Source organism: Streptomyces sp. NPDC004658, assembly GCF_040609555.1.
Taxonomy (GTDB): domain Bacteria; phylum Actinomycetota; class Actinomycetes; order Streptomycetales; family Streptomycetaceae; genus Streptomyces.
This window is the reverse complement of record NZ_JBEXKG010000015.1, coordinates 36,549-60,926: the sequence shown is the minus strand read 5'-3', so window position 1 is coordinate 60,926 and position 24,378 is coordinate 36,549. Positions and strand designations below refer to the sequence as shown.

Below are 24,378 nucleotides of genomic sequence, written 5' to 3'. Positions count from 1 at the left end.
CAATCCTCCCTACGGCAGGGATGTAATCGATTCCATGAGTCCACGAGGAGGTGGGGCCGGCGATGGCGAGCATCAAGGACGTGGCCGCCGCGGCGGGTGTGTCCGTGGCCACCGTGTCGCGCGTGCTGAACGGGCATCCGTCCGTCAGTGCCGACGCGCGGGCGCGGGTGATGGGGGCCGTGGACGCCCTGGGATACCGGCCCAACGCCGTCGCCCGGTCCCTGCGGACGGATCAGACCCACACCCTCGGGCTGGTCATCAGCGACGTGCTCAATCCCTACTTCACCGAGCTGGCCCGTTCCGTCGAGGAAGAGGCCCGCGCGCTCGGCTACAGCGTGATCATCGGGAATGCCGACGAGCGGCCCGAGCTCCAGGACCACCACGTGCGGAATCTGCTCGACCGGCGGATCGACGGGCTGCTCGTCTCCCCCACCGACGGCGGCTCGCCCCTCATGCTCGACGCCGCACGGGCGGGGACGCCCATGGTGTTCGTCGACCGGTGGATCCCCGGCGTGGACGTGCCGGTGGTCCGCGCGGACGGGCAGGCCGCCGTACGGGACCTCGTCGCCCATCTGTGCCGGCTCGGGCACCGGCGGCTGGCGATCATCGCCGGGCCCGCCGCCACCACCACGGGCAGTGAGCGCGTGGAGGCGTTCCGGGCCGCGCTCGCCGAGCACGGGCTCCCGCTGCCGGACGCCTACACCGGGCAGGGCGACTTCCAGGCCGAGAGCGGGCGGCGGGTCACCGAGGGGTTCCTCGACCTGCCGGAGCCGCCCGAGGTCGTCTTCGCCGCCGACAACCTGATGGCGCTGGGCGCGCTGGACGCCGTACGCGCGCGGGGGCTGCGCGTGCCCGACGACATCGCGCTGGCCGCGTTCGACGACATCCCGTGGTTCGTGCACACCGATCCGCCGGTCACCGCCATCGCCCAGCCGACCGGTGAGCTGGGGCGGGCCGCCGTACGGGCCCTGGTCGACCGGATCGAGGGGCGCACCCCGCGCTCCGTCACCCTGCCCGCGCGGCTCGTCGTACGCCGCTCCTGCGGAGAGGCGCTCGTGCCCTCCCAGACCCCCGCACCCCCCACGCAGTCCCCCTCCCCAGTGCAAAGGAGCACGTCGTGAGCAACCCGGACGAGTTGCTGCGCATCGAGGGCATACGCAAGACCTTCCCCGGCGTGGTCGCGCTCGACGGCGTCGACTTCGACCTGCGCCGGGGCGAGGTCCATGTACTGCTCGGTGAGAACGGCGCCGGAAAGAGCACCCTCATCAAGATGCTCTCCGGTGCCTACACCCCCGATGCCGGCCGGATCCTCGTAGGCGGTGAGGAGGTGCGCATCCATGGTGCGCAGGACTCCGAGCGCCTCGGGATCGCCACCATCTACCAAGAGTTCAACCTGGTGCCGGACCTCACCGTCGCCGAGAACATCTTCCTGGGGCGCCAGCCGCGCCGGCTGGGGATGATCGACCGGAAGCGGATGGAGGCCGAGGCCGCGACGCTGCTGGAGCGTGTCGGGGTCGACGTCTCGCCCCGCGCGCGGGTGCGGGAACTCGGCATCGCGCGGCTGCAGATGGTCGAGATCGCCAAGGCGCTCAGCCTGGACGCGCGCGTGCTCATCATGGACGAGCCGACCGCCGTGCTCACCTCGGAGGAGGTGGAGAAGCTCTTCGCCATCGTGCGGTCGCTGCGCGAGGACGGCGTGGGCGTCGTCTTCATCACCCACCACCTGGAGGAGATCGCCGCCCTGGGAGACCGGGTGACCGTCATCCGGGACGGGCGCAGTGTCGGGCAGGTGCCCGCCTCGACGCCCGAGGACGAGCTTGTACGGCTGATGGTGGGGCGCTCCATCGAGCAGCAGTACCCGCGTCAGCGGCCGGAGAAGGGCGCCGCGCTGCTGTCCGTCGAGGGGCTGGGCCGCGACGGGGTCTTCCACGACGTGAGCTTCGAGGTGCACGCCGGCGAGGTCGTCGGCATCGCGGGGCTCGTGGGAGCCGGCCGTACGGAGGTCGTCCGCGCGGTGTTCGGCGCCGATCCGTACGACCACGGGGTCGTGCGGGTCTCCGGTGCCGAGCTGAAGCGGCACGACGTGAACGCCGCGATGGCGGCCGGGATCGGACTCGTGCCGGAGGACCGCAAGGGGCAGGGGCTGGTGCTGGACGCCTCCGTCGCGGAGAACCTGGGACTGGTGACCCTGCGGTCGGCCACCCGGGCCGGGCTGGTGGACCGCAAGGCGCAGTACGCCGCCGCCGAGCGGATCGCCGGGCAGCTGGGCGTGCGCATGGCGGGCCTCGGGCAGCACGTGCGGACCCTGTCCGGCGGCAACCAGCAGAAGGTCGTCATCGGCAAGTGGCTGCTGGCCGACACCAAGGTGCTGATCCTGGACGAGCCGACGCGCGGTATCGACGTCGGCGCCAAGGTCGAGATCTACCAGCTGATCAACGAGCTGACGGCCGCCGGTGCCGCCGTGCTGATGATCTCCAGCGATCTGCCGGAGGTGCTCGGCATGAGCGACCGGGTGCTGGTCATGGCCCAGGGCCGGATCGCCGGTGAACTCCCGGCCGACGAGGCCACCCAGGACGCCGTCATGGCGCTCGCCGTCTCCACCCCGACCGCCGGCTCGGACTCCGCCACCGGCTCCACCCCCACCACCGACAAGGAGGCCACCCGTGGCCACTGACACGCTCAAGAGGCCGGCGGGCGCGAGTGGCGCCCCGGGCGGCCTGCGCCGGCTGCTCCTCGACAACGGCGCGCTCACCGCGCTGATCGTCCTGGTGATCGCCCTGTCGGCGCTGTCCGGCGACTTCCTGACGACGGACAACCTGCTCAACATCGGCGTCCAGGCGGCCGTGACGGCGATCCTCGCCTTCGGTGTGACCTTCGTGATCGTGTCGGCGGGCATCGACCTGTCGGTCGGATCGGTGGCCGCGCTGTCGGCGACCGTGCTGGCCTGGAGCGCCACCTCCCACGGGGTGCCGGTGGTGCTCGCGGTGCTGATGGCGGTCGCCACCGGTATCGCCGCCGGTCTGGTGAACGGTTTCCTCATCGCCTACGGCAAGCTGCCGCCGTTCATCGCGACGCTGGCCATGCTGTCGGTGGGCCGCGGTCTCGCCCTGGTGATCTCGCAGGGCTCCCCCATCGCCTTCCCGGACTCGGTCTCCCACCTCGGGGACACCCTCGGCGGCTGGCTGCCGGTGCCGGTGCTGGTCATGGTGGTGATGGGGCTGATCGCCGCGTTCGTGCTGGGGCGGACGTACATCGGCCGGTCCATGTACGCGATCGGTGGCAACGAGGAGGCCGCGCGGCTGTCCGGTCTCAGGGTGAAGCGGCAGAAGCTGGCGATCTACGCCCTGTCCGGGCTGTTCGCCGCGGCGGCGGGCATCGTGCTGGCCTCCCGACTGTCCTCGGCGCAGCCGCAGGCCGCCGACGGTTACGAGCTGGACGCCATCGCGGCGGTCGTCATCGGCGGCGCCTCGCTGGCGGGCGGCACCGGCAAGGCGTCCGGCACGCTGATCGGCGCGCTGATCCTGGCGGTGCTCCGCAACGGCCTGAACCTGCTGTCCGTCTCCGCGTTCTGGCAGCAGGTCGTGATCGGTGTCGTGATCGCGCTGGCGGTGCTGCTGGACACCGTGCGCCGCAAGGCCGGGGCGACCCCGGTGGCCGCCGGCACGGGCGGGCCGAAGGGCAAGCAGGCGGTGACGTACGCGCTCGCCGCCGTGGTCACCGTCGCTGTCGTCGGCGCGACCTCGTTCCTGCACGGCGGCTCCTCGTCGACGACCCCGAAGATGGGTCTGTCCCTGTCGACGCTCAACAACCCCTTCTTCGTGCAGATCCGGTCGGGTGCCCAGGCCGAGGCGAAGAAGCTGGGCGTGGACCTGACCGTCACCGACGCCCAGAACGACGCCTCGCAGCAGGCCAACCAGCTCCAGAACTTCACCAGTTCGGGCCTGGGCGCGATCATCGTCAACCCGGTGGACTCGGACGCGGCGAGCAACTCCGTGAAGGCCGCCGACAAGGCGAAGATCCCGGTCATCGCCGTGGACCGCGGTGTCAACCACGCGTCCGTGGACACGCTGGTGGCCTCCGACAACGTCGCCGGCGGTGAGCTGGCCGCGAAGACCATCGCCGAGAAGCTGGGCGGCAAGGGCAAGATCGTCATTCTCCAGGGCCAGGCGGGCACGTCGGCGGCCCGGGAGCGGGCGGCCGGGTTCGCCCAGGGCCTCAAGGCCTACCCGGGCATCCAGGTGCTGGCGCAGCAGCCGGCCGACTTCGACCGCACCAAGGGCCTCGACGTGATGTCGAATCTGCTCCAGGCCCACCCGGACGTGCAGGGCGTCATCGCCGCCAACGACGAGATGGCCCTGGGCGCGATCAAGGCGCTCGGCTCCAAGGCCGGCAGGTCCGTGCAGGTGGTCGGCTTCGACGGCACCCCGGACGGTCTGAGCGCGGTCAAGAACGGCACGCTGTACGCGTCCGTCGCCCAGCAGCCCTCGCAGCTGGGGAAGATCGCCGTGGACAACGCCCTCAAGGCGGTCAGGGGCGACAAGGTGGACCCGACGGTGAAGGTGCCGGTGAAGGTGGTCACGAAGGACAACGTGGCCGGCTTCACCGGCTGACAACAGGCGACTCGGGCGGGCGGCCCCGGGCACTTCCGGGGCCGCCCGCCTGGCGTCATCTCTCAGGGGAGTCAACTGATGTACGACTACGACCTTCTGGTCGTGGGATCGGCCAACGCCGACCTGGTGATCGGCGTCGAGCGGCGGCCGGCCGCCGGCGAGACGGTGCTCGGCGGCGATCTGGCCGTGCACCCGGGCGGCAAGGGCGCCAACCAGGCGGTCGCCGCTGCCCGGCTCGGTGCCACCACGGCCCTGCTCGCGCGGGTCGGCGACGACGGCCACGGCCGGCTGCTGCTCGACTCCCTGCGCGCGGCCGGGGTCGACACCGTGGGCGTGCTGGAGGGCGGGGCCCCGACGGGCGTCGCGCTGATCACCGTCGACCCGTCCGGTGACAACAGCATCGTGGTGTCGCCGGGCGCCAACTCCCGCCTGCTGCCGGCGGACGTCCGGGCGGCGGCGGGCGTGCTGCGCGCCTCCCGGGTGGTGTCGGCGCAGCTGGAGATCCCGCTGGAGACGGTCGTGGAGGTCGTACGGACCCTGGCGCCGGGCACGCGCTTCGTGCTGAACCCGTCGCCGCCGCGCCGGCTGCCCGCACAGGTGCTGGCGGCGTGCGACCCGCTGATCCTCAACGAGCACGAGGCGCGGGTCGTCCTCGGGGACGCCGGTGCGAGCGACGACCCCGAGGACTGGGCCCGGCGGCTGCTGGCCGAGGGTCCCCGCTCGGTCGTGGTGACGCTGGGCGCGGAGGGTGCGCTGGTGGCCGACGGCTCGGGGGTGACCCGGGTGCCGTCGGTGGCGGTGGACGCGGTGGACACCACGGGCGCCGGGGACGCGTTCACGGCCGCGCTGGCCTGGAGGCTGGGGGCCGGTGCGGAGCTGGCGGACGCGGCGGCCTACGCGGCCCGGGTCGGCGCGGCGGCCGTGACCCGGCGGGGCGCGCAGGAGTCGTACCCGACGGCGGAGGAGGTCGAGGCGCTGTGAAGAAGGCGGGGATCCTCAACCGTCATCTCTCCGGCGCCCTGGCCGAACTGGGCCACGGGCACGGGGTGCTGGTCTGCGACGCGGGCATGCCGATACCCGACGGGCCCCGGGTGGTGGACCTGGCCTTCCGCGCCGGTGTGCCGTCCTTCGCCGAGGTGCTGGACGGACTGCTGGCCGAGCTGGTGGTGGAGGGCGCCACGGCGGCGCGGGAGGTGCGGGCGGCCAATCCAGAGGCGGCCGGGCTGCTCGACGCCCGCTTCCCGGACCTGGCCCTCGTCCCGCACGAGCGGCTCAAGGAGTTGTCGGCCGGGGCCCGGCTGATCGTCCGCACCGGCGAGGCCCGGCCGTACGCGAACGTCCTGCTGCGCTGCGGGGTGTTCTTCTAGCGCGGCCGGCACGTAGCGAGGGGGCCTCCCCGGCCCACAGGCCCGGGACGCCCCCTCGGCGTTTCCCCTCCCTCGCCGGAACCCGATCCCCCCCCGGGGTCCCCCGTGGTTCCGACGACAGGTACGACACGGCGGGCGACGGAATGGTTGCACCCGCTTCTGAAATTACTCCGCGCGGGTGAGCTGGCGGATCACGTGCTCCAGGAACCGCTCGGTCGTCTCCGCCAGCACCTCACGCCCGTCGCGCGCCCACAGCCGCTCGTTGAACAGCTCGACCTCGATGGGGCCGGTGTACCCGGCGGCCTCCACGCGGCTCCTCCACTCCCGCAGGTCGACCGCTCCGTCGCCGATCTGGCCGCGCCCGTTGAGGACGCCCTCGGGCAGGGGGGTGGTCCAGTCGGCGACCTGGAAGGTGTGGATGCGGCCCGCCGCGCCCGCGCGGGCGATCTGGGCGGGGGCCTGGTCGTCCCACCAGACGTGGTAGGTGTCCACGGCCACCCCGACCTGGTGCGCGGGGAAGCGTTCGGCGAGGTCCAGGGCCTGGGTGAGGGTGGAGACCACACAGCGGTCGGACGCGTACATGGGGTGCAGCGGCTCGATGGCGAGGCGTACGCCGCGTTCGGCCGCGTAGGGGGCGAGGACGGCCAGGGCGTCGGCGATGCGCTCGCGGGCGCCGCGCAGGTCCTTGCTGCCGGCGGGGAGCCCGCCGGAGACCAGGACCAGTGTGTCGGTGCCGAGGGCGGCGGCCTCGTCGATCGCCGCGTGGTTGTCGCCCAGCGCCTCGGCCCGCTCGACGGGGTCGGTCGCGGTGAGGAAGCCGCCCCGGCACAGTGTCGTCACCGTCAGCCCCGCGTCCTCGACCAGCTTGGCCGCGGCCTCCACGCCGTACCGCCGCACCGGTTCGCGCCACAGGCCGACACCGGGGATGCCCAGCGCGACGCAGGCGTCGACCAGTTCGGGCAGGGACAGCTGTCTGACCGTCATCTGGTTGACGGAGAAGCGCGCGAGTTCCGCCGTGCTCACTGGTTCACCCCGTACAGCGACAGAAGGGTCTTCATCCGTTCCTCCGCGAGCCGGGGATCCGGGAACAGGCCGAGGCCGTCGGCGAGTTCGTAGGCGCGGGCGAGGTGCGGGAGGGAGCGGGCCGACTGGAGTCCGCCGACCATGGTGAAGTGGCTCTGGTGTCCGGCGAGCCAGGCGAGGAACACCACTCCCGTCTTGTAGAAGCGGGTGGGCGGCTGGAACAGGTGCCGGGACAACTCCACCGTCGGGTCGAGGAGTTCGCGGAACGCCTGGACGTCGCCCGTGTCCAGGACGCGTACCGCCTCGGCCGCGAGCGGGCCCAGCGGGTCGAAGACGCCGAGCAGGGCGTGGCTGAAGCCCTGGTCGTCGCCCGCGATCAGCTCGGGGTAGTGGAAGTCGTCGCCGGTGTAGCAGCGCACGCCCTGCGGCAGCCGCCGTCTGAGGTCGACCTCCCGCCGCGCGTCCAGCAGGGAGATCTTGACACCGTCGACCTTGTCGGGGTGGGCGGCGATCACCTCCAGGAAGGTGCCGGTGGCCGCGTCCAGGTCGGACGAGCCCCAGTAGCCCTCCAGGGCCGGGTCGAACATCGGGCCGAGCCAGTGCAGGATCACCGGTTCGGCGGCCTGGCGCAGGAGGTGGCCGTAGACCTCCAGATAGTCCTCGGGGCCCTTCGCCGTCGCGGCCAGCGCCCGGGACGCCATGAGGACGGCCTGGGCGCCGGCCTCCTCCACGACCGCGAGCTGCTCCTCGTACGCGGCCCGGATCTCCGCGGGGCCGCCCCCGGCGAGCTGGTCCGTGCCGGCACCGCAGGCGATACGGCCGCCGACCGAGCGCGCCTCCGCCGCGCCGCGCCGGATCAGTTCGGCGGCGCCCGCCCAGTCCAGGCCCATGCCGCGCTGTGCGGTGTCCATCGCCTCGGCGACACCGAGCCCGTGGGACCACAGGTGGCGGCGGAAGGCGAGGGTGGCGTCCCAGTCGACGGCGGCGGGCGCGTCGGGCGGGACGTCGGCGAAGGGGTCGGCGACGACATGGGCCGCCGAGAAGACCGTCCGGGAGGTGAAGGGGGTGCCGGGGGCGAGGGCGAGGGGTGCGGTGCGCGGCTCGTACGCGCGCAGGCTGCCGTCGGCAGCGGGGAGTCGGACGGTCACAGGGAGATCTCCGGTACGTCGATGCGGCGGCCCTCGGCGGAGGACTTCAGGCCCAGTTCGGCGAGTTGCACGCCTCGGGCGCCGGCCAGCAGGTCCCAGCGGTAGGGGGCGTCGGCGTAGACGTGCTTGAGGAACAGCTCCCACTGGGCCTTGAAGCCGTTGTCGAACGCGGCGTTGTCGGGGACCTCCTGCCACTGGTCGCGGAAGACCTCGGTGGCGGGGACGTCCGGGTTCCAGACCGGCTTCGGGGTGGCGCTGCGGTGCTGGACGCGGCACCCGCGCAGGCCGGCGACGGCCGAGCCCTCGGTGCCGTCGACCTGGAACTCGACCAGTTCGTCGCGGTGGACGCGGACCGCCCAGGAGGAGTTGATCTGGGCGACGGCACCGCCCTCCAGCTCGAAGATGCCGTAGGCGGCGTCGTCGGCGGTGGCGTCGTAGGGCTTGCCGTCCTCGTCCCAGCGCTGGGGGATGTGGGTGGCCGCGAGGGCCTGGACGGAGGTGACGCGGCCGAACAGCTCGTGCAGGACGTATTCCCAGTGCGGGAACATGTCGACCACGATGCCGCCGCCGTCCTCGGCGCGGTAGTTCCAGGAGGGGCGCTGGGCGGGCTGCCAGTCGCCCTCGAAGACCCAGTAGCCGAACTCGCCGCGCACGGAGAGGATCCGGCCGAAGAAGCCGCCGTCGACGAGGCGCTTCAGCTTCAGCAGGCCCGGCAGGAAGATCTTGTCCTGGACGACGCCGTGCTTGACGCCCTTGTGGTGGGCGAGGCGGGCGAGGGCGAGGGCGCCGTCGAAGCCGGTGGCGGTGGGCTTCTCGGTGTAGACGTGCTTTCCGGCCGCGATCGCCTTGGTGAGGGCCTCCTCGCGGGCGGAGGTGACCTGGGAGTCGAAGTAGATGTCGACGGACGGGTCGGCGAGGACGGCGTCCAGGTCGGTGGAGACCTGCCCCAGGCCGTGCCGCTCGGCGATCTCCCGCAGGGCGTGCTCGCGGCGGCCGAGCAGGATCGGTTCGGGCCAGAGCACGGTGCCGTCGCCGAGGTCGAGGCCGCCCTGGTCGCGCAGGGCGAGGATCGACCGGACGAGGTGTTGGCGGTAGCCCATGCGCCCGGTCACGCCGTTCATGGCGATACGCACCGTCTTGCGTGTCACGTGAATCCCCTTCGCGGGCCGGTGGAGCAAGCGATTCGGACCATCGGATAGCAAGCGCTTTCTACATGGAGAAGCTAGCCTGCGGACCTGGTCTGTACAAGACCGTGTCCGCTTCGAGTTGTTCGAGGGGGCGAACAACGGGGGGTCGCGGCCGTAAGGTCTGCTCGGAACCAGGACGGATGCCCGGCTGTCTACGAGGGCGTACCAGACGACGCGTGACCGGAGGACGACGAGATGACGGTGACCCTGGCGGACGTGGCGGCCCGCGCCCAGGTCTCCCCCGCGACGGTGTCGCGCGTGCTGAACGGCAACTACCCGGTCGCCGCGTCCACCCGCGAGCGGGTGCTGCGGGCGGTGGACGAGCTGGACTACGTCCTCAACGGTCCCGCCAGCGCGCTCGCCGCGGCCACCTCCGACCTGGTCGGCATCCTCGTCAACGACATCGCCGACCCGTTCTTCGGCATCATGGCGAGCGCGATCCAGGGCGAGATCGGGGGGCCGGGCGGGCGCGCGGGCGGTGAACGCCTCGCCGTCGTCTGCAACACGGGCGGCTCCCCCGAGCGCGAGCTGACGTATCTCACCCTGCTCCAGCGGCAGCGGGCCGCCGCCGTCGTACTGACCGGCGGGGCCGTGGAGGACGCCCCGCACGCGGCGGCCGTCGCGGCGAAGCTGCGGAGGCTGGCGGACGCCGGCACCCGGGTGGTGCTGTGCGGGCGTCCGCCGGCACCGGACACCGAGGCCGTCGCGCTGACCTTCGACAACCGCGGCGGCGCCCGCGCGCTCACCGACCACCTCATCGGCCTCGGCCACCGCCGGCTCGGCTACATCGCCGGCCCCGAGGAACGCACGACCACCCGGCACCGCCTGGAGGGCCACCGGGCGGCCCTCGAAGCGGCGGGCATCGAGGAGGACCCGCGCTGGACGGTCCACGGCCGCTACGACCGCCGGTCCGGCTACGAGGCCACACTGGAGCTGCTGCGCCGCGACCCCTCGCTGACGGCGATCGTGGCCGCGAACGACTCGGTCGCCCTCGGCGCCTGCGCCGCGCTGCGGGAGTCCGGGCTGCGGATCCCCGCGGACGTCTCGGTGGCCGGCTTCGACGACCTGCCGTTCAGCATCGACGCGGTGCCCTCTCTCACCACGGTCCGGTTGCCGCTGGCGGAGGCGGGAGCACGGGCCGGGCGCATCGCGATGGGCCGGGAGGAGCCGCCGCCCGGGGGGATCGCCTCGGCGCGGGGGGAGTTGATGGTGCGGGGGTCCTCCGGGGTTCCGCGGGGGTGAGGGTGCGGGGGTCCTCCGGGGTTCCGCGGGGGTGAAAGTGCGGGGGTCCTCCGGGGTTCCGCGGGGGGGTGCGGGGTGTTGCCCGGGGCGGCGTCGGGGTGGGGGTTGTGGTTGTGCACCGGCTGCGGGTGCGGGGGTTACCAGGGCGGCCCCGGGGTGGGGGTCGGGGTCGTACGCCGGCTGCGGGTGCGGGATGTCGTGGGGGCGGCGTCGTGCACCGGCTGCGGGTGCGGCATGTCGTGGGGGCGGCCTTGCGAGTGAGGTTGCGGTCGTGCGCCGGCTGCGGGTGCGGGGCGGCGTCGGGGTGGGGCGTGTCGTCGTGCGCCAGGTGCGGGTGCGGGGGTTGCCGGGGCGGCCCCGAGGTGGGGTTGTGGTTGTGCGCCGGGTGCGGAGGTTGCCCGGGTGGGGGTTGGGGTCGTGCACCAGGTGTGGGTGCGCGGTGGTCGAGTGCGTCGTGTCCGCGCGGCGGAGGTGGACATCTGTACGGCCCGCGCCCCCTAGGGTTGGCCGGGCCGCCGTTTTTCCGGTCGGCACCGATGAGTTTCCGAGGTGCCGGGCGTCTTCATCGTCGTAAGCAACGGACCCTTGCCGAGGAGCGGACACATGCGTGTCGTCGTCACCGAGTTCATCAGTCTTGACGGAGTCGTCCAGGCCCCGGGCGGACCCGAGGAGGACACCGACGGGGGGTTCGCGCACGGCGGGTGGTCGCATCCGTTCTTCGACCCGGAGGTCGTGGGCGGGGCCTTCGCCGCGGGGCTGGAGAAGGCCGAGGCGCTGCTGTACGGGCGGCGGACGTATCTGACGATGGCCGCCGCGTGGCCGGAACGGGCGGGGGACCCGTTCGCCGACCGGCTGAACTCCATGAAGAAGTACGTCGTGTCCGACACGCTCGGCGAGGACGAGCTGAGCTGGGAGAACACCGTGCGCATCCCCGGGGCCCAGGCCCTGGACAAGGTGCGGGAGCTGCGGGCCGCCGAGGGCGGGGACCTGGCGATGATGGGCAGCCCCACCCTGGTACGCGCGCTGATCGCGGCGGGGCTCGTGGACGAGTTGCAGCTCGTCGTCATGCCCGTGCTGCTCGGCGGCGGGAAGTCGATCTTCCCGGCCGACGGGGGGCTGCGCAGCTGGGAGCTGGTGTCGTCGGCCACCGCGAAGACCGGGGCGCAGGTGAACGTGTACCGGCCGGCCGGACGGGCGTAGGCGTGGACGGCGCGGCGCGGGCGGCCTAGGCTCGGGGCAGAGGATCTCTGACTGGGTCAAGCATCCGGGGGCGATCATGACCGTCCAGGACGTCCGCGCGTTCAACCGCTTCTACACGGGGGTGATCGGCGCCCTCGACTACGAGCGCCACCTGTACGCCCCGTACACCCTGACCGAGGCCCGCGTGCTGTACGAACTCGCGCACGCCCCCTACCTGGACGCGGCCGACCTGCGCGCCGGGCTGGGACTCGACGCCGGGTACCTGAGCCGGATCCTGAACCGCTTCGAGGAGAGCGGGCTGATCGGGCGGGAGCCCTCGCAGGACGATCCGCGGCGGCGCCGTGTCACGCTGACCGCGCGCGGGCGCGAGACCGCCGCACTGCTGGACGAGCGGGCCCGCGAGTCCGTCGGGGAACTGCTCGACGGCGTCGCGCCGGCGGACCGGGTCCGGCTGGCCGAGGCCATGCGGACCATCCGCGACATCCTGAGTGGGGAGAAGCGGGCCTCGGAGGTGGTGCTGCGGGAGCCGCTGGCCGGGGAACTGGGCTGGATCGTGCAGCGCAACGGCGCCCTGTACGCGGCCGAGTACGGGTGGAACGCCGAGTACGAGGGGCTCGTCGCCCGGATCGTCGCCGACTACGCGGAGGATCACGATCCGCATCTGGAGCGGGTGTGGATCGCCGAGCTGGCCGGGCGGCCCGTGGGCTGTGTGATGTGCGTACGGGACGACGCGCCCGGCACCGCGCGGCTGCGGCTGCTGCTCGTGGAGCCCGAGGCGCGCGGGCACGGCATCGGCGACCGGCTGGTACGGGCGGTGATCGACTTCGCCCGGGGGGCCGGCTACCGGGACCTGGTGCTGTGGACCAACGAGGTGCTCGACAGCGCCCGCCGCCTCTACCAGCGGCACGGTTTCGTCCTGGCCGCCGAGCGGCCCCACCGCTCCTTCGGCAAGGACCTGGTCGGCCAGGACTGGCGGCTGACGCTGCGGGGGCCGGCCGAGTGACACGCAGGCCCCCCGAACATGCCCACCGCCTCCGCCGGCCCTGCCCCGGCCAGGCCGACCCCGCGCCCTGCCACTGGCGCACCGCCTCCCGGGCCGTCCGGTGGGCCGTGACCGGCGGCTCGCGCTGTGTGGATCGAGCATGCGGCGGGCGGGGCGAGTAGGGTCCCTGCCCATGAAGCTGGCGTTCTCCACTCTCGGTGTCCCCGGCCTGCCCGTCCCGGAGGTCCTCGCGCTCGCGACCGCGCACGGCTACCACGGTGTCGAGGTGCGCGCCCATCCCGAGGAGCCGGTGCACCCGGGCCTGGCTCCCGCCCAGCGCGCCGAGACCGCGGCCCTGTTCCGGGACGCGGGGGTCGAGTTGCTCGGCCTCGCCGGGTACGCGCGTGTCGCGGCCCCGGGCGAGGACGCGCCCGTCCTCGCGGAGATCCGGGACCTTCTGCGGCTGGCCCACGACCTGGGCGCGCCCTTCGTCCGTGTCTTCCCCGGCGCCGCCCCGGACCGGCCCCGCGAGGAGTCGGACGCGATCGCCGCCCGGCGGCTCGGCACCGCGGCCGAGGACGCCGCCGCCCTGGGTGTCCGGATCCTGCTGGAGACGCACGACTCGCACCGCACCGGCGCCGACGCGATCCGCATCCTCGGCCCGGTCGGGCACCGGCAGGTGGGCGCGCTGTGGGACGTGATGCACACCTGGCTGGGCGGTGAGCAGCCGTCGGACACCTACGCGGCCCTCGCACCGCACCTGGGCTACGTCCAGGTCAAGGACATCGCCTCCGCCGAGGACACCACCCCGCTGCCGCTCGGCACCGGAGTGCTGCCGCTCACCGAGTGCGTGGACGTGCTGTCCCGGCACCACTGGGACGGCTGGCTGTGCTGGGAGTACGAGAAGCGCTGGTACGAGGGGGCGGCGCCGCTTGCGGACCTGCTCGGCGCCGGCCGCGAGCACCTGCTGAGGATGCTGGGCGAAGCGGCCTAGCCCGGACAGACCTGGCCCCCGGCCGGTCCGCCCCGCGCGCAGCCGCCGCCCGCGCGAAATTCGCTGGCCGGGGCGTCGGCGCCCGGTTACCCTCCCCCGGTGATCCAGCCACCGGGGCCGTGCGCCCGCCTCCGCTCATGAGCCTCACCCGCTCGCTCGTCGACGTACGCCCCCTGCGCACCTCACCCGTCTTCCGGCGGCTGCTGATCGGACGGACCGTGTCCGTGCTGGGCGGGTTCATGACCATGGTGACGGTCATGTACCAGGTCTGGGACCAGACCCGCAGCACCGCGTGGACCGGTGCCGTGGGGCTGGCCCAGGCGCTGCCGCTGGTGGTGTTCGGGCTGTTCGCCGGGGCGTGGGTGGACCGGGCCGACCGGCGCCGGGTCTACCTCACGGCGACCGTCGGCCAGGCGGCCTGCTCGCTGCTGCTCGCCGTGCAGGGCTTCACCGGGCACGTGCCGCCGGCGGTCGTCCTGCTGCTCGTCGCCGTGCAGTCGGGCTTCGGCGCGCTGGGCGCCCCGGCCGCCGGGGTGTTCGTGCCGCGGCTGCTGCCCAAGGAGCAGGTGGCCGCCGGGCTGGCGCTCCAGCAGGTGACCGGTCAGTCGATGATGCTGCTCGGCCCCGCCCTGGCCGGGCTGCTGCTGGGCTGGTTCGGCATCGGTGTCTGCTATCTGCTGGACGCCCTCAGCTTCGGCCTCGCCTTCTACGGCGCCCTCGGGCTGCCGGCGCTGCCGCCGCAGGGCGAGCCGTCGCGGGCCGGGCTGCACGGGGTGCTGGACGGGCTGCGCTTCCTCGCCGGGCACCGGGTGGTGCGGGGGGCGCTGATCACCGACCTCGCCGCCACCGTGCTGTCGTTCCCGGTGAGCCTGTTCCCGCTGGTGAACGCCGAGCGGTTCGGGGACGATCCGCGCACCCTCGGCCTGTTCCTGTCGGCGCTGGCGGTGGGCGGGGTCGCCGCGACCGCGCTGTCCGGGCCGCTGACCCGGCTCGCCCGGCCGGGACCGGTGATGCTGTGCGCGTCCGCCACCTGGGGCGCGGCCCTGGTGCTGTTCGGCCTGGCCGGCAACCCCTGGCTGGGCCTGGCCCTGCTCGCGCTGGCCGGTGCGGCGGATGCCACGGCCGTGGTCTCGCGCTCCACGATCGTGCAGACCCGCACCCCGGACGCGCTGCTCGGCCGGGTGACGGCGGCCGAGCAGATCGTCGGCCAGGCGGGTCCCAGCCTCGGCAACGCGCGCGGCGGTCTGCTCGCCGGCTGGACCTCGGGCACGACCGCGCTGATCAGCGGCGGCCTGCTGTGCGTGCTGGCGGTGGCGGCGGTCGCGACGGCCACGCCGGAACTGCGGGACGGGGCTAGCGCGGTGCCGGACGCACCGTGAGCGGTGCGGTGCCGTCGACGCACCAGTCCAGGACCGCCGGCCAGGAGCCGTACCCGGCGTCCAGGTCGAGGTGGGCGGCACCGGGCAGGACGTCGGCGGGGATGCCGAGCGGCTCGGCGAAGACGGTGTCCGCGCCCCCGGGGCAGTACGGGTCGTCGTCGCCCGCGACCAGCCGCGTCGGCCCGGGCAGCGTGAAGTCGAGCGCGGGCGGGGCGAAGGCGGCCACCTCCGGGTGCCGGGCGAGGACGGGACCGGAAGGCGGGGAGACGAGCAGTACCCGGTCCGCGTACCGCTGCTGCTTCATGCCCCGGGCGGCGGCGTGCAGCCACAGCACGGCGGACAGGCTGTGGGCCACCACGACCCGCTCCTCGGGTCCGTTCAACTCCTCCAGGTGGCGGGCGAGTTCGCCGAGCCAGACGTCCAGGTCGGGGTCGTCGGCGTCGGGCAGCTGCGGGTAGCCGACCCGGTGGCCGAGGGCGGTGAGCCGGCCGGCGAGCCAGTGCTGCCAGTGCTCCGGCGGGCGGTGGTTCTGCCAGCCGTGCAGGATCAGGTACGCGCGTGTGGTCATGCGGGTGATCCTCCACGGCCGGCGCCCACCGGTCCAGCGATCTCGTGGAAGCCGGGGAACGCCCGGACGCGCCCCGCCAATGCGCGGCCGGCCGGCCCTTCGTGGTTACTGTGCATTCCCTTGACGGAAAGAAACTTCCCGGATATTGGTGACTCCTCGGAAGTTTCCTTCAGCGGTTCTCCTCGGGAAGGAGCGCACGTGCACCACACCAGCACGGGAAGCGGCACCGGCACGGGAGGCACGGAGAGCTCCGCAGGCGCGGGCGGGTCCAGGGCACGGCCGTCCCGACGCGCCGTCCTCGCCGCGACCGCCGGCCTCACCGCCGCGCTGACCGTACCGACGACCGCCCACGCCGCCACCCCGGACGACCGGCGGCTGCGCGCCCTGATCTCCGGCATGACACTTCAGGAGAAGGTCGGCCAGCTCTTCGTGATGCGGGTCTACGGCCACTCCGCCACCGCCCCCGACCAGGCCGACATCGACGCCAACCTCCAGGAGATCGGCGTCCGCACCGCCGCCGAGCTGATCGCCGAGTACCGGGTCGGCGGCATCATCTACTTCGCCTGGGCGCACAACACCCGCGACCCGCACCAGATCGCCGAGCTGTCCAACGGCATCCAGCGGGCCTCCCTGGACCAGCCGCGCGGCCTGCCGGTGCTCATCGCCACCGACCAGGAGCACGGCGCGGTGTGCCGGATCGGCAAGCCCGCCACCCTGTTCCCGGGTGCCATGGCGATCGGCGCGGGCGGCTCCCGCTCCGACGCCCGCGCCCTCGGCCGGATCTCCGGCGCCGAGCTGCGCGCGATGGGCGTCAACCAGGACTACTCCCCCGACGCCGACGTCAACGTCAACCCGGCCAACCCGGTCATCGGCGTCCGCTCCTTCGGCGCCGACCCGGAGGCCGTGGCCGGGCTGGTCGCCGCCGAGGTGAGGGGCTATCAGGCCGCGGGGGTCGCCGCGACCGCCAAGCACTTCCCGGGCCACGGGGACACCGCCGTCGACAGCCACTACGGCTTCCCGGTCATCACCCACAGCCGCGAACTGTGGGAGGAGCTGGACGCCGTACCCTTCCGGGCCGCGATCCGGGCGGGCATCGACTCGATCATGACCGCGCACATCCAGTTCCCGGCCCTGGACGACTCCGGCGACCCGGCGACCCTCTCCCGCCCGATCCTCACCGGCATCCTGCGCGAGGAACTCGGCTACGACGGTGTCGTGATCACCGACTCGCTCGGCATGCAGGGCGTGCGCACCAAGTACGGCGACGACCGGGTGCCGGTGCTCGCCCTCAAGGCCGGCGTGGACCAGCTGCTCAACCCGCCGTCGTTGGAGGTGGCCTGGAACGCGGTGCTGAAGGCCGTACGGGAGGGCGAGCTGACCGAGGCCCGCCTCGACGAATCGATCCTGCGCATCCTGCGCCTGAAGGCCCGGCGCGGACTCTTCGACCACCCCTGGGCCGACCCGGCGGGCGTCGACCGCACGGTGGGCACCAAGGCCCACCTGGCCACGGCCGACCGCATCGCCGAACGCACCACCACCCTGCTGGTCAACGAGGACGCCGCCCTGCCCCTCGACCGCCGCACGCAGCGCAGGCTCCTGGTCGTCGGCGCCGACCCGGCCTCCCCGTCCGGCACCACCGGCCCGCCCACCGGCGTGCTCGCCGCCGCCCTCACCGAACTGGGCTTCACCGCCACGGCCCTGTCCACCGGCACCGCGCCGTCCGCCACGGCCATCGACCAGGCGGTCACCGCCGCGAGGGACGCGGACGCGGTGATCGTCGCCACGTACAACGTGACGGCGTCCAGCACCCAGCGCACCCTGGTGGACCGCCTGCTGGCCACGGGCCGGCCGGTGGTCGCGGTGGCCGTCCGCAACCCGTACGACATCGCCCACCTCCCCGCCGTCCGGGCCTGCCTGGCCACGTACTGCTGGACGGACGTCGAACTGCGCGCGGCGGCCCGGGTGATCGCGGGCCGGGTGGCACCGCGCGGCAGGCTGCCGGTGCCGGTGCAGCGGGCGGACGACCCGACGCGGGTGCTCTACCCGATCGGCCACGGCCTGACCTATTAGAGGCACCCGCGCACCGTCCGGCGTCTCCTCCGTACGGCCCCCTTCCGGCTGCGGCATATGCCAGGGATGACCGATCCTGGCCGGGACGGGGAGCCGACGCCCCCGCGCGACGGAGGAGGCGCCGTGACAGTCCTGACCCGGATCCCCCTGGAGGGCGGGGGCTTCCTCCTGGTCGAGGCACCGGCCGGCCTGGAGGGACCGGTGAAGGCCGGGCGCGTCGGGGAGTTCCTGCACGAGGCGCCGCGGACCCTTCAGGAGGCGCTGGAACCGGTCACCCAGGCGGCCCAGACCGCCCTGGACCAGCTGCGCAAGGCCCGCCCCGACGGGATCACCGTCGAGTTCGGGGTGGACCTCGCGGTCGAGGCCGGTGCGGTGATCACCAAGGGCCGGGCCACCTGCCACCTCCAGGTGACGATGTCCTGGCAGGACGCGCGTGGCTAGCACCGGCGGGAGACCGGACGCGGGCCTGCCCTCACTCCTTCCGATGGCAGTGGCCCAACTGCTCGCGCCGGACGGGAGCGTGACCGGGACGGGTTTCCTGGTCGCCGAAGACGTCCTCGTCACCTGCGCACACGTCGTACGGGCCGCCGGGGCGGGGCCCGAGGAACCGGTGCTGCTGACGTTCCCGAACGTGCTGGGCACCCACGGGCTGGAGGGGCGCGTCGAAGGCTGGCGCGCGCCCGGGAACGACGACGTCGCCTTCGTACGCCTGGAGGCCGCGCCACCCGGCACGAGAGTCCTGCCGCTGGGCTCCGCGGAGGGGTGCGCGGGCCACAAGATCCGGTCGTACGGGTTCCCGGCGCAGGCACCGCCGGCCGGGCACTCCGGCTACGGCCGGGCGGGCGACCTGCTGCCGGCCACCGCGAACAGGGGCGCGCTCCTCCAACTGACCGAGGCCAACGACATCACCACCGGCTTCAGCGGCGGCCCCGTCCTCGACCTGAGGACCGGCCTCGTCATCGGCATGGTCACCGAGATCACGGCGCCCGACCCGGTCGCGCGCGGACAGAACATCGCCTACGCCACCCCGACCGAGGTCCTGCGCGGGATCCGCCCCGGGCTGACCGCCCAGCAGGTGTGCCCGTACCGGGGCCTGGAGCCGTTCACGGCCGAGCACGCGCACTGGTTCCAGGGACGGGGCGAGGCCGTACGGCAGGTACTGGCGAACCTGGCGGGCGGGCGCCGCCTGACCCTGCTCCTGGGGCCGTCCGGCTCGGGCAAGTCGTCGCTGATCCAGGCGGGTGTGCTGCCGGCGTTGGCGGAGGGGGCGGTGCCGGGGAGTGACCGGTGGCTGCCGGTGCTGGCCCGGCCGCGGCGGGACCTGGCGGCCGAGATCGAGAGGGCCGGGCTGCCGGGTGCCGCCCGCGACGGGATCGTGGCGGCGGTCCGGCGCAGACTCGCGGCCGAACCGGCCGCCGAGCGGGTCCTGCTGGTCGTCGACCAGTTCGAGGAGTTCCTCACCGAGTCCTCCGAGGACCCGCGACGGCCGCCCACGGCCGTCGCCGCGGAACTCGCCGCGCTGGCCGGCTCGCACGCCCCGGTCAGCGTGATCCTGGTCATGCGGGACGACTTCTATCACCAACTGGCCGCGCAGACGCCGAAGGTGCTGAAAGCGGCGATGCCGGGACTGCTCAACGTGCCGGGCACCTTGAGCGAGGACGACCTGCGCGCCATCATCACCCTGCCCGCCGACGACGTGGGGCTGCGTTTCCAGCCGGGACTGCCGGAGCAGCTCATCGCCGACGTCCTCGCCACGAGCCCCGGGACCGCCACCGCGAGGCAGGCGCCGGCCACCGTACTGCCGCTGCTGGAGCTGACGCTGGAGCAACTGTGGGACCGGCGGCAGGACGGGTACCTCACCCATGACGCCTACCGGAACATCGGGGCGGTCGGCGGCAGTCTGACGACGTGGTGCGAGAGAGCGCTGGACGAGATGTCGCCCCGCCAGGAGGAGATCGCGAGAAGCGTCCTCACCTCGCTGGTGCGTCCCGCCGACCCGGACCGGCGTATCCCGGCCGTCCGCGCGCAGGTTCCGCTGGACGAACTGCGCGACCTGGGGGCCGGGCCGGGCAACGTGCCCGACGGCGAAGTGGACGCGGTCATCGCCTCCCTCGCCCGTCACCGCATCATCACCACGCAGACCCTCCCCGAACACGACCGGCCCGACGCCCCTCCGGGCGTACCGGTGGCGGAACTCATCCACGACGCCCTGATCCGCGACTGGGACTCCCTGCGGACATGGCTCGACTGGGACCGCGCCTTCCACGAGTGGCTGGAGCGCACCCGGGAGAGACAGCGGCGCTGGTCCGAGAAGCACGACCCCGGCGACCTTCTCGCCGGCACGGCGCTGGCGGACGGCATCAAGTGGTCGGGGCGGTGGGGACTGCCGGACGACATCGCCGCGTACCTCACCGCGAGCCGCCACCACCAGGAGGCGGCGGCCCGGCGCCGCACACGCGTCATCACCGTGCTGGCGACGCTGCTGGTGCTGGCGCTGCTGGCCGGCGCGGTGGCGTTCTGGCAGCGGCGAACGGCGGTCGAGGAGCGGCAGGCGGCGCTGTCACGGCAGTTGGCCGCCCAGTCCGACACCATCCGCGGGACGAACGCCGAACTGGCCTCGCTCCTGGCCATCCAGGCCTACCGCACCAGCCCCACGGCCGAGGCGCTCCAGAGCCTTCGCACCGCCGCCTCGCTCCCCCTGCAGCGACGCCTGTCCGGTCACACCGAAGCGGTGGCCGCCGTCGCGTACAGCCCGGACGGCAGGACCCTCGCCACCGGCGGCTACGACCGCACGGCACGGCTGTGGGACCCGGCCACCGGCCGGACACGCCACGTCCTGAAGGGACACACCGACCAGGTCTACGCCGTGGCGTTCAGTCCCGACGGCGCGACGCTGGCGACCACCGGACGCGACGGAACGACGTGGCTGTGGGACGTGGCCACCGGCGAGCCCCGGGCCAGGCTGGGGGGACACGACGGCGCGGTGGCGTCCGTGGCGTTCAGCCCGGACGGCAGGACGCTCGCCACCGCCCGCGAGGACACCGTGCAGTTGTGGGACCTGGTCGCCCACAAGGCGGGTGACGTGCTGCGGGGACACACCGACCTGGTCACCTCGGTGGCGTTCAGCCCGGACGGCGGGACGCTCGCCACCGGCAGCGCCGATCAGACCGTGCGGCTGTGGAACACGACCGCCGGCGGGGCACCCCACGTCCTGAAGCGGCACACCGCGCCTGTCACGTCGGTGGCGTTCAGCCGTGACGGCCGGCACCTCGCCACCGGCGGCACCGACTCCACCGTCCTGGTCTGGGACGTGGCCACCCGCACGGCTCGCACGGAACTGTCCACCGACACCGATTCGGTGACCTTCAGCCCCGACGGCAGAACCCTCGCGACCGGCGGCACGAGCTACCTGGGGGACTACGACGTCAAGCTGTGGGACGTGAGCACCGGCGCGACGGTCTCCTCCCTGTCGGGCCACAGCGACCATGTGCTCGGGACAGCGTTCGCCCCGGACGGCAGGACGCTCGCCAGCGCCGGCCGGGACCACACCGTACGGCTGTGGAACGTGTCCGCCGAGCGGAGCGGGACCACGCTGACCGGTCACACCGACTCGCTGACGTCGGTGGCGTTCGCTCCCGACGGCGGCACGTTGGCCACGGGCAGCGTCGACGCGACCGCCCGGCTGTGGGACGTGGCCACCGGCAAGGCCCGGCCGCCCCTGCGGGGACACGCCACGACGGTCGGTTCGGTGGCGTTCAGACCGGACGGCAAGGTCCTCGCCACCGGCAGCTTCGACGGCACCGCGGGGCTCTGGGACGTGGCGACCGGCGCCCGCCTGCACACCCTTCGGGGGCACGAGGACTCGGTGGACGCGGTGGCCTTCAGCCCGGACGGCAGGACGCTCGCCACCGGCAGCGCCGATCGGACCGTGCGGCTCTGGGACGGCGCCACGGGCGGGCTGCGCCGCACTCTGAGGGGCCACACGGATGACGTGCTCGCCGTCGCGTACAGCCCGGACGGCACGACCCTCGCCACCGGCGGCTACGACTACACCGTCCGGCTGTGGGAGGCGCGGACGGGCCGGCTCCGCCGGATCCTGCGGGGACACAACGGCCGGATCAACTCGGTGGCGTTCAGCCCCGACGGCAAGACGCTCGCCACCGGCAGCGGCGACCGGACGGCCCGGCTCTGGGACCCCAGGACCGGCCAGACCCGTACCACCCTGCTCGGACACACGCAGGAGATCTATGCCGTGGCCTTCAGCCCCGATGGCAGGACCCTTGCCACGGGCAGCAGCGACCACACGGCACGGCTGTGGGACAGCGGCTCCGGCAGGGCCCTCTTCACGCTGACCGGACACACCTACACGGTGACCGACGTGGCGTTCAGCCCTCGCGGTCACACCCTTGCCACAGGGAGCGTCGACTTCACCGCGCGGCTGTGGAAGGTCGGTCTTCCCCGGCCCGACGCGGCGGTCCGCAAGATCTGCCGTGCCGTCGCCCGGGATCTCACGCCGCAGGAGCGCACCTCGTACCTGCCGGGCCAGTCGGTCGGCCCCGTCTGCCCTTCGCGCTGACGGCGGGCCGCATCGGCCCGCCGCCAGTCCTTCCCCCGGCGCGGGCTACGGCCGCAGCGCCGGCTCCCTCTCCGTGTCCCGTACGTCCAGCTTCGCGTCGTACCCGGCCAGCGGCCTGCCCTGGGCGACGGTGGTCGGCGAGGCGCCGGCCCAGGCCAGGATGCGGGCGGTGGCCAGGGACTTCTCCTCGGGGATCAGGCCCGCGACGTTCGCGCCGTGGTTCGCCCCGGGGGCCGTGAAGACGTACGCGTCACGGGCGCCCGCGCCGAGGCGGAAGCGCTCGGAGCCCCAGGGGTCGTTCTGGCCGTAGACGAAGAGCATGTGGTCGGCGTGGTGGCGGACCCATGTGTCCACGTCCCGCATGGCGTCCGGCTGGAAGCGCATCGGGATGGAGCGGGGGACGAAGTTGCGCGGGGGCTGGTAGCCGTAGCGGATCAACTTCCGTTCGATGTACGGGAAGTGGATCGTCGGGGCGCCCAGCTGTGTGCCCGCCTGGTAGTAGTACGGGGTGTACGTCTCCAGGCCCTGGTCGGTGTAGGCGGAGAAGCCGGAGATGGTGTCGACCGAGTTCCAGATCTCGTCGTCGGTCGCGGTCGCCGCGTCCGCCGGGACGGTGTCGCAGTCCTTCAGGAGGCTGTACTGCCAGAAGCCCCAGACGTAGTCGAGGACGACCGCCTCGTAGGCCTTGTCCAGGCTGCCGATGGTGCTGAAGGTGTAGCCGTTCTCGGCCGCGTACGCAGCGTACTTCCTCTCCAGCGGCTCGCGGCGCACCAGCGCCTCCCGCTGGACCGCGTTCAGCCGGTCCCGGCACTCCTTGGTGCCGACCCGCTCGAAGAAGCGGTCGTACGCGGAGTCCTCCTTGTTCACGACGTCGTTGGGGGCGACGTAGGCCACCACGCCGTCCATGTCACGGGGGTAGAAGCGCTCGTAGTACGTGGCCGTCATGCCGCCCTTGGAGCCGCCGGTGGCCAGCCAGTTGGCGGAGTAGACCGGCTTCAGGGCCTCGTACACGCGGTGCTGGTCGCTGGCCGCCTGCCAGATGTCGAGCGTGGACCAGTCGGCCGGGGCCGGGCGGGACGGCGTGAAGAAGCGGTACTCCAGGGAGACCTGGTTGCCGTCCACGATCTGGGTGGGCTCGCGGCGCGAGGGGGTCGTGGAGACGTTGTAGCCGCTGGTGTAGAAGACCGTGGGGCGGCTCGTGTCCTTGTGCAGCACGGTGATGCGCTGCTGGAAGGTGCCCCGGCCGGGGTGGCGGTGGTCGACCGGCTGGGTGTAGTTCAGGACGAAGTAGCGGTAGCCGGGGTACGGCTTCTCCTGGACGAGGCTCATGCCGGGTATCGACAGGAGCCGGTCCTTGATGTCGGCGGGCTCGGACCCGGCGGCGGTGGCCGCGCCGGCCGCCGTGCCCAGGGTTCCCATGAACACCGTGAGCGCCAGCAGCCATCTGAGCGCCTTGCGCATGCGCACTCTCCCCTGTGAGACAGATGTGCGCCGGAAGCTATCCCAGCAACTGCCGTACCACCAGAGGGAATTGAGCGCACCGCGTCACCGGCCGGGCGCACGGCCCGCGTTCAGCACAGGATCCAGCCCGAGCTGACCGAGTACCTGCCCACCGAGCCCTTGATCCACACGCAGCGGTGGCCGGCGTGCACGGTCACCGGGCCGGCGTGGTGCCTGTAGCGGCCCTTGTCGACGACCGGCCGGTTGCCGCGGGCCTGCACGCTGACCGACATGGTCCGGGTGGGCCCGGGCTGTCTGGCGACGGTGACGGCGCAGACGTAGCCGTTCCGCTTGTAGACGTGGGTGACGCCGGACTTGAACGGCAGCGTCCGCACCTCGCGCCCGGCGCAGCCGCCCGCCTGCTCGGCCTGCGCGGCCCCCGTCGCCGTGAGCCCGAGCACCCCCGACGCGGCCAGCACGGCCGCGGCGAGCGCCAGTCGCCGGCGTATCGCACCACTGTCCACTGTCGTCCTCCCCGTCCCGGTCACGCACCCCCGTGTCCGTACTGATGTACGGACGCACGGGTGTGCCG

At 73.4% G+C, this 24,378-nt stretch carries 19 protein-coding genes; 13 read left to right on the top strand and 6 right to left on the bottom strand.

Annotation, left to right across the window (positions count from 1 at the left end; genetic code table 11):
* The first annotated feature begins 62 nt into the window (after positions 1–62).
* The 5 genes from ABZV94_RS08765 (at position 63) to rbsD (ending at position 5,977) form a co-directional block, all read left to right on the top strand.
* Positions 63–1,121, top strand: a complete 1,059-nt coding sequence (locus tag ABZV94_RS08765) for a LacI family DNA-binding transcriptional regulator (RefSeq protein WP_356338659.1) — start codon at positions 63–65, stop codon at positions 1,119–1,121.
* Entirely contained in the window at positions 1,118–2,674 is a 1,557-nt protein-coding gene (locus ABZV94_RS08760; protein WP_356338657.1) for a sugar ABC transporter ATP-binding protein, read from the top strand. The genes ABZV94_RS08765 and ABZV94_RS08760 overlap by 4 nt, the downstream gene beginning before the upstream one ends.
* The gene (locus ABZV94_RS08755; RefSeq protein ID WP_356338655.1) at positions 2,664–4,610 is read left to right on the top strand and encodes a substrate-binding domain-containing protein; all 1,947 of its coding nucleotides are present in this window, start codon (positions 2,664–2,666) and stop codon (positions 4,608–4,610) included. The genes ABZV94_RS08760 and ABZV94_RS08755 overlap by 11 nt, the downstream gene beginning before the upstream one ends.
* A 78-nt stretch (positions 4,611–4,688) precedes the next feature.
* Positions 4,689–5,591 carry a ribokinase gene (locus ABZV94_RS08750; RefSeq protein ID WP_356338653.1) on the top strand — a complete coding sequence of 301 codons (903 nt, stop codon included), beginning with the start codon at positions 4,689–4,691 and terminating at the stop codon, positions 5,589–5,591.
* Positions 5,588–5,977 (top strand): D-ribose pyranase, encoded by a 390-nt coding sequence (rbsD, locus tag ABZV94_RS08745; protein WP_356338650.1) that lies wholly within the window; start codon positions 5,588–5,590, stop codon positions 5,975–5,977. The genes ABZV94_RS08750 and rbsD overlap by 4 nt, the downstream gene beginning before the upstream one ends.
* Positions 5,978–6,142: 165 nt before the next feature.
* Here the strand turns inward: rbsD and ABZV94_RS08740 are convergent, their stop codons facing one another.
* From ABZV94_RS08740 to ABZV94_RS08730, 3 genes are read right to left on the bottom strand one after another with little or no spacing between them, the layout of a single operon-like run.
* Positions 6,143–7,000 (bottom strand): sugar phosphate isomerase/epimerase family protein, encoded by an 858-nt coding sequence (locus tag ABZV94_RS08740; protein ID WP_356338648.1) that lies wholly within the window; start codon positions 6,998–7,000, stop codon positions 6,143–6,145.
* Positions 6,997–8,148: a dihydrodipicolinate synthase family protein gene (locus ABZV94_RS08735; protein ID WP_356338646.1), complete on the bottom strand. Its 1,152-nt coding sequence runs from the start codon at positions 8,146–8,148 to the stop codon at positions 6,997–6,999. Before ABZV94_RS08735 ends, ABZV94_RS08740 begins: the two co-directional genes overlap by 4 nt.
* Positions 8,145–9,296 (bottom strand): Gfo/Idh/MocA family oxidoreductase, encoded by a 1,152-nt coding sequence (locus ABZV94_RS08730; RefSeq protein WP_356338644.1) that lies wholly within the window; start codon positions 9,294–9,296, stop codon positions 8,145–8,147. The genes ABZV94_RS08735 and ABZV94_RS08730 overlap by 4 nt, the downstream gene beginning before the upstream one ends.
* Before the next feature lie 234 nt (positions 9,297–9,530).
* On the opposite strand from ABZV94_RS08730, the gene ABZV94_RS08725 reads away from it, so the two are divergent.
* The 5 genes from ABZV94_RS08725 to ABZV94_RS08705 all read left to right on the top strand — a co-directional run bounded on the left by ABZV94_RS08725 (position 9,531) and on the right by ABZV94_RS08705 (position 15,132).
* Positions 9,531–10,577 (top strand): LacI family DNA-binding transcriptional regulator, encoded by a 1,047-nt coding sequence (locus ABZV94_RS08725; protein WP_356338641.1) that lies wholly within the window; start codon positions 9,531–9,533, stop codon positions 10,575–10,577.
* Between the two features lie 603 nt (positions 10,578–11,180).
* Positions 11,181–11,777 (top strand): dihydrofolate reductase family protein, encoded by a 597-nt coding sequence (locus ABZV94_RS08720; RefSeq protein ID WP_356338639.1) that lies wholly within the window; start codon positions 11,181–11,183, stop codon positions 11,775–11,777.
* A 76-nt stretch (positions 11,778–11,853) separates the two neighbouring features.
* Positions 11,854–12,780: a bifunctional helix-turn-helix transcriptional regulator/GNAT family N-acetyltransferase gene (locus ABZV94_RS08715; RefSeq protein ID WP_356338637.1), complete on the top strand. Its 927-nt coding sequence runs from the start codon at positions 11,854–11,856 to the stop codon at positions 12,778–12,780.
* 172 nt (positions 12,781–12,952) lie between these two features.
* Positions 12,953–13,753 carry a sugar phosphate isomerase/epimerase family protein gene (locus ABZV94_RS08710; RefSeq protein WP_356338635.1) on the top strand — a complete coding sequence of 267 codons (801 nt, stop codon included), beginning with the start codon at positions 12,953–12,955 and terminating at the stop codon, positions 13,751–13,753.
* A 137-nt stretch (positions 13,754–13,890) separates the two neighbouring features.
* Positions 13,891–15,132: an MFS transporter gene (locus ABZV94_RS08705; protein WP_356338632.1), complete on the top strand. Its 1,242-nt coding sequence runs from the start codon at positions 13,891–13,893 to the stop codon at positions 15,130–15,132.
* On the opposite strand, the gene ABZV94_RS08700 is transcribed toward ABZV94_RS08705, so the two are convergent.
* Positions 15,107–15,700 (bottom strand): alpha/beta hydrolase, encoded by a 594-nt coding sequence (locus ABZV94_RS08700; RefSeq protein WP_356338630.1) that lies wholly within the window; start codon positions 15,698–15,700, stop codon positions 15,107–15,109. The genes ABZV94_RS08705 and ABZV94_RS08700 overlap by 26 nt on opposite strands.
* A gap of 198 nt (positions 15,701–15,898) precedes the next feature.
* Between ABZV94_RS08700 and ABZV94_RS08695 the strand changes: the two genes are divergently transcribed.
* From ABZV94_RS08695 to ABZV94_RS08685, 3 genes are all read left to right on the top strand, one after another.
* Positions 15,899–17,770 carry a glycoside hydrolase family 3 protein gene (locus ABZV94_RS08695; protein WP_356338629.1) on the top strand — a complete coding sequence of 624 codons (1,872 nt, stop codon included), beginning with the start codon at positions 15,899–15,901 and terminating at the stop codon, positions 17,768–17,770.
* Between the two features lie 123 nt (positions 17,771–17,893).
* Positions 17,894–18,211: a CU044_2847 family protein gene (locus ABZV94_RS08690; protein WP_356338626.1), complete on the top strand. Its 318-nt coding sequence runs from the start codon at positions 17,894–17,896 to the stop codon at positions 18,209–18,211.
* A 43-nt stretch (positions 18,212–18,254) separates the two neighbouring features.
* Positions 18,255–22,346, top strand: a complete 4,092-nt coding sequence (locus tag ABZV94_RS08685) for a trypsin-like peptidase domain-containing protein (protein WP_356338624.1) — start codon at positions 18,255–18,257, stop codon at positions 22,344–22,346.
* A gap of 45 nt (positions 22,347–22,391) precedes the next feature.
* On the opposite strand, the gene ABZV94_RS08680 is transcribed toward ABZV94_RS08685, so the two are convergent.
* Together ABZV94_RS08680 and ABZV94_RS08675 are read right to left on the bottom strand one after the other, a co-directional pair.
* Entirely contained in the window at positions 22,392–23,807 is a 1,416-nt protein-coding gene (locus ABZV94_RS08680; protein WP_356338622.1) for a S28 family serine protease, read from the bottom strand.
* 110 nt (positions 23,808–23,917) lie between these two features.
* On the bottom strand, positions 23,918–24,310 hold the full coding sequence (locus ABZV94_RS08675) for a hypothetical protein (protein WP_356338621.1): 393 nt from the start codon (positions 24,308–24,310) through the stop codon (positions 23,918–23,920).
* Positions 24,311–24,378 lie beyond the last annotated feature (68 nt).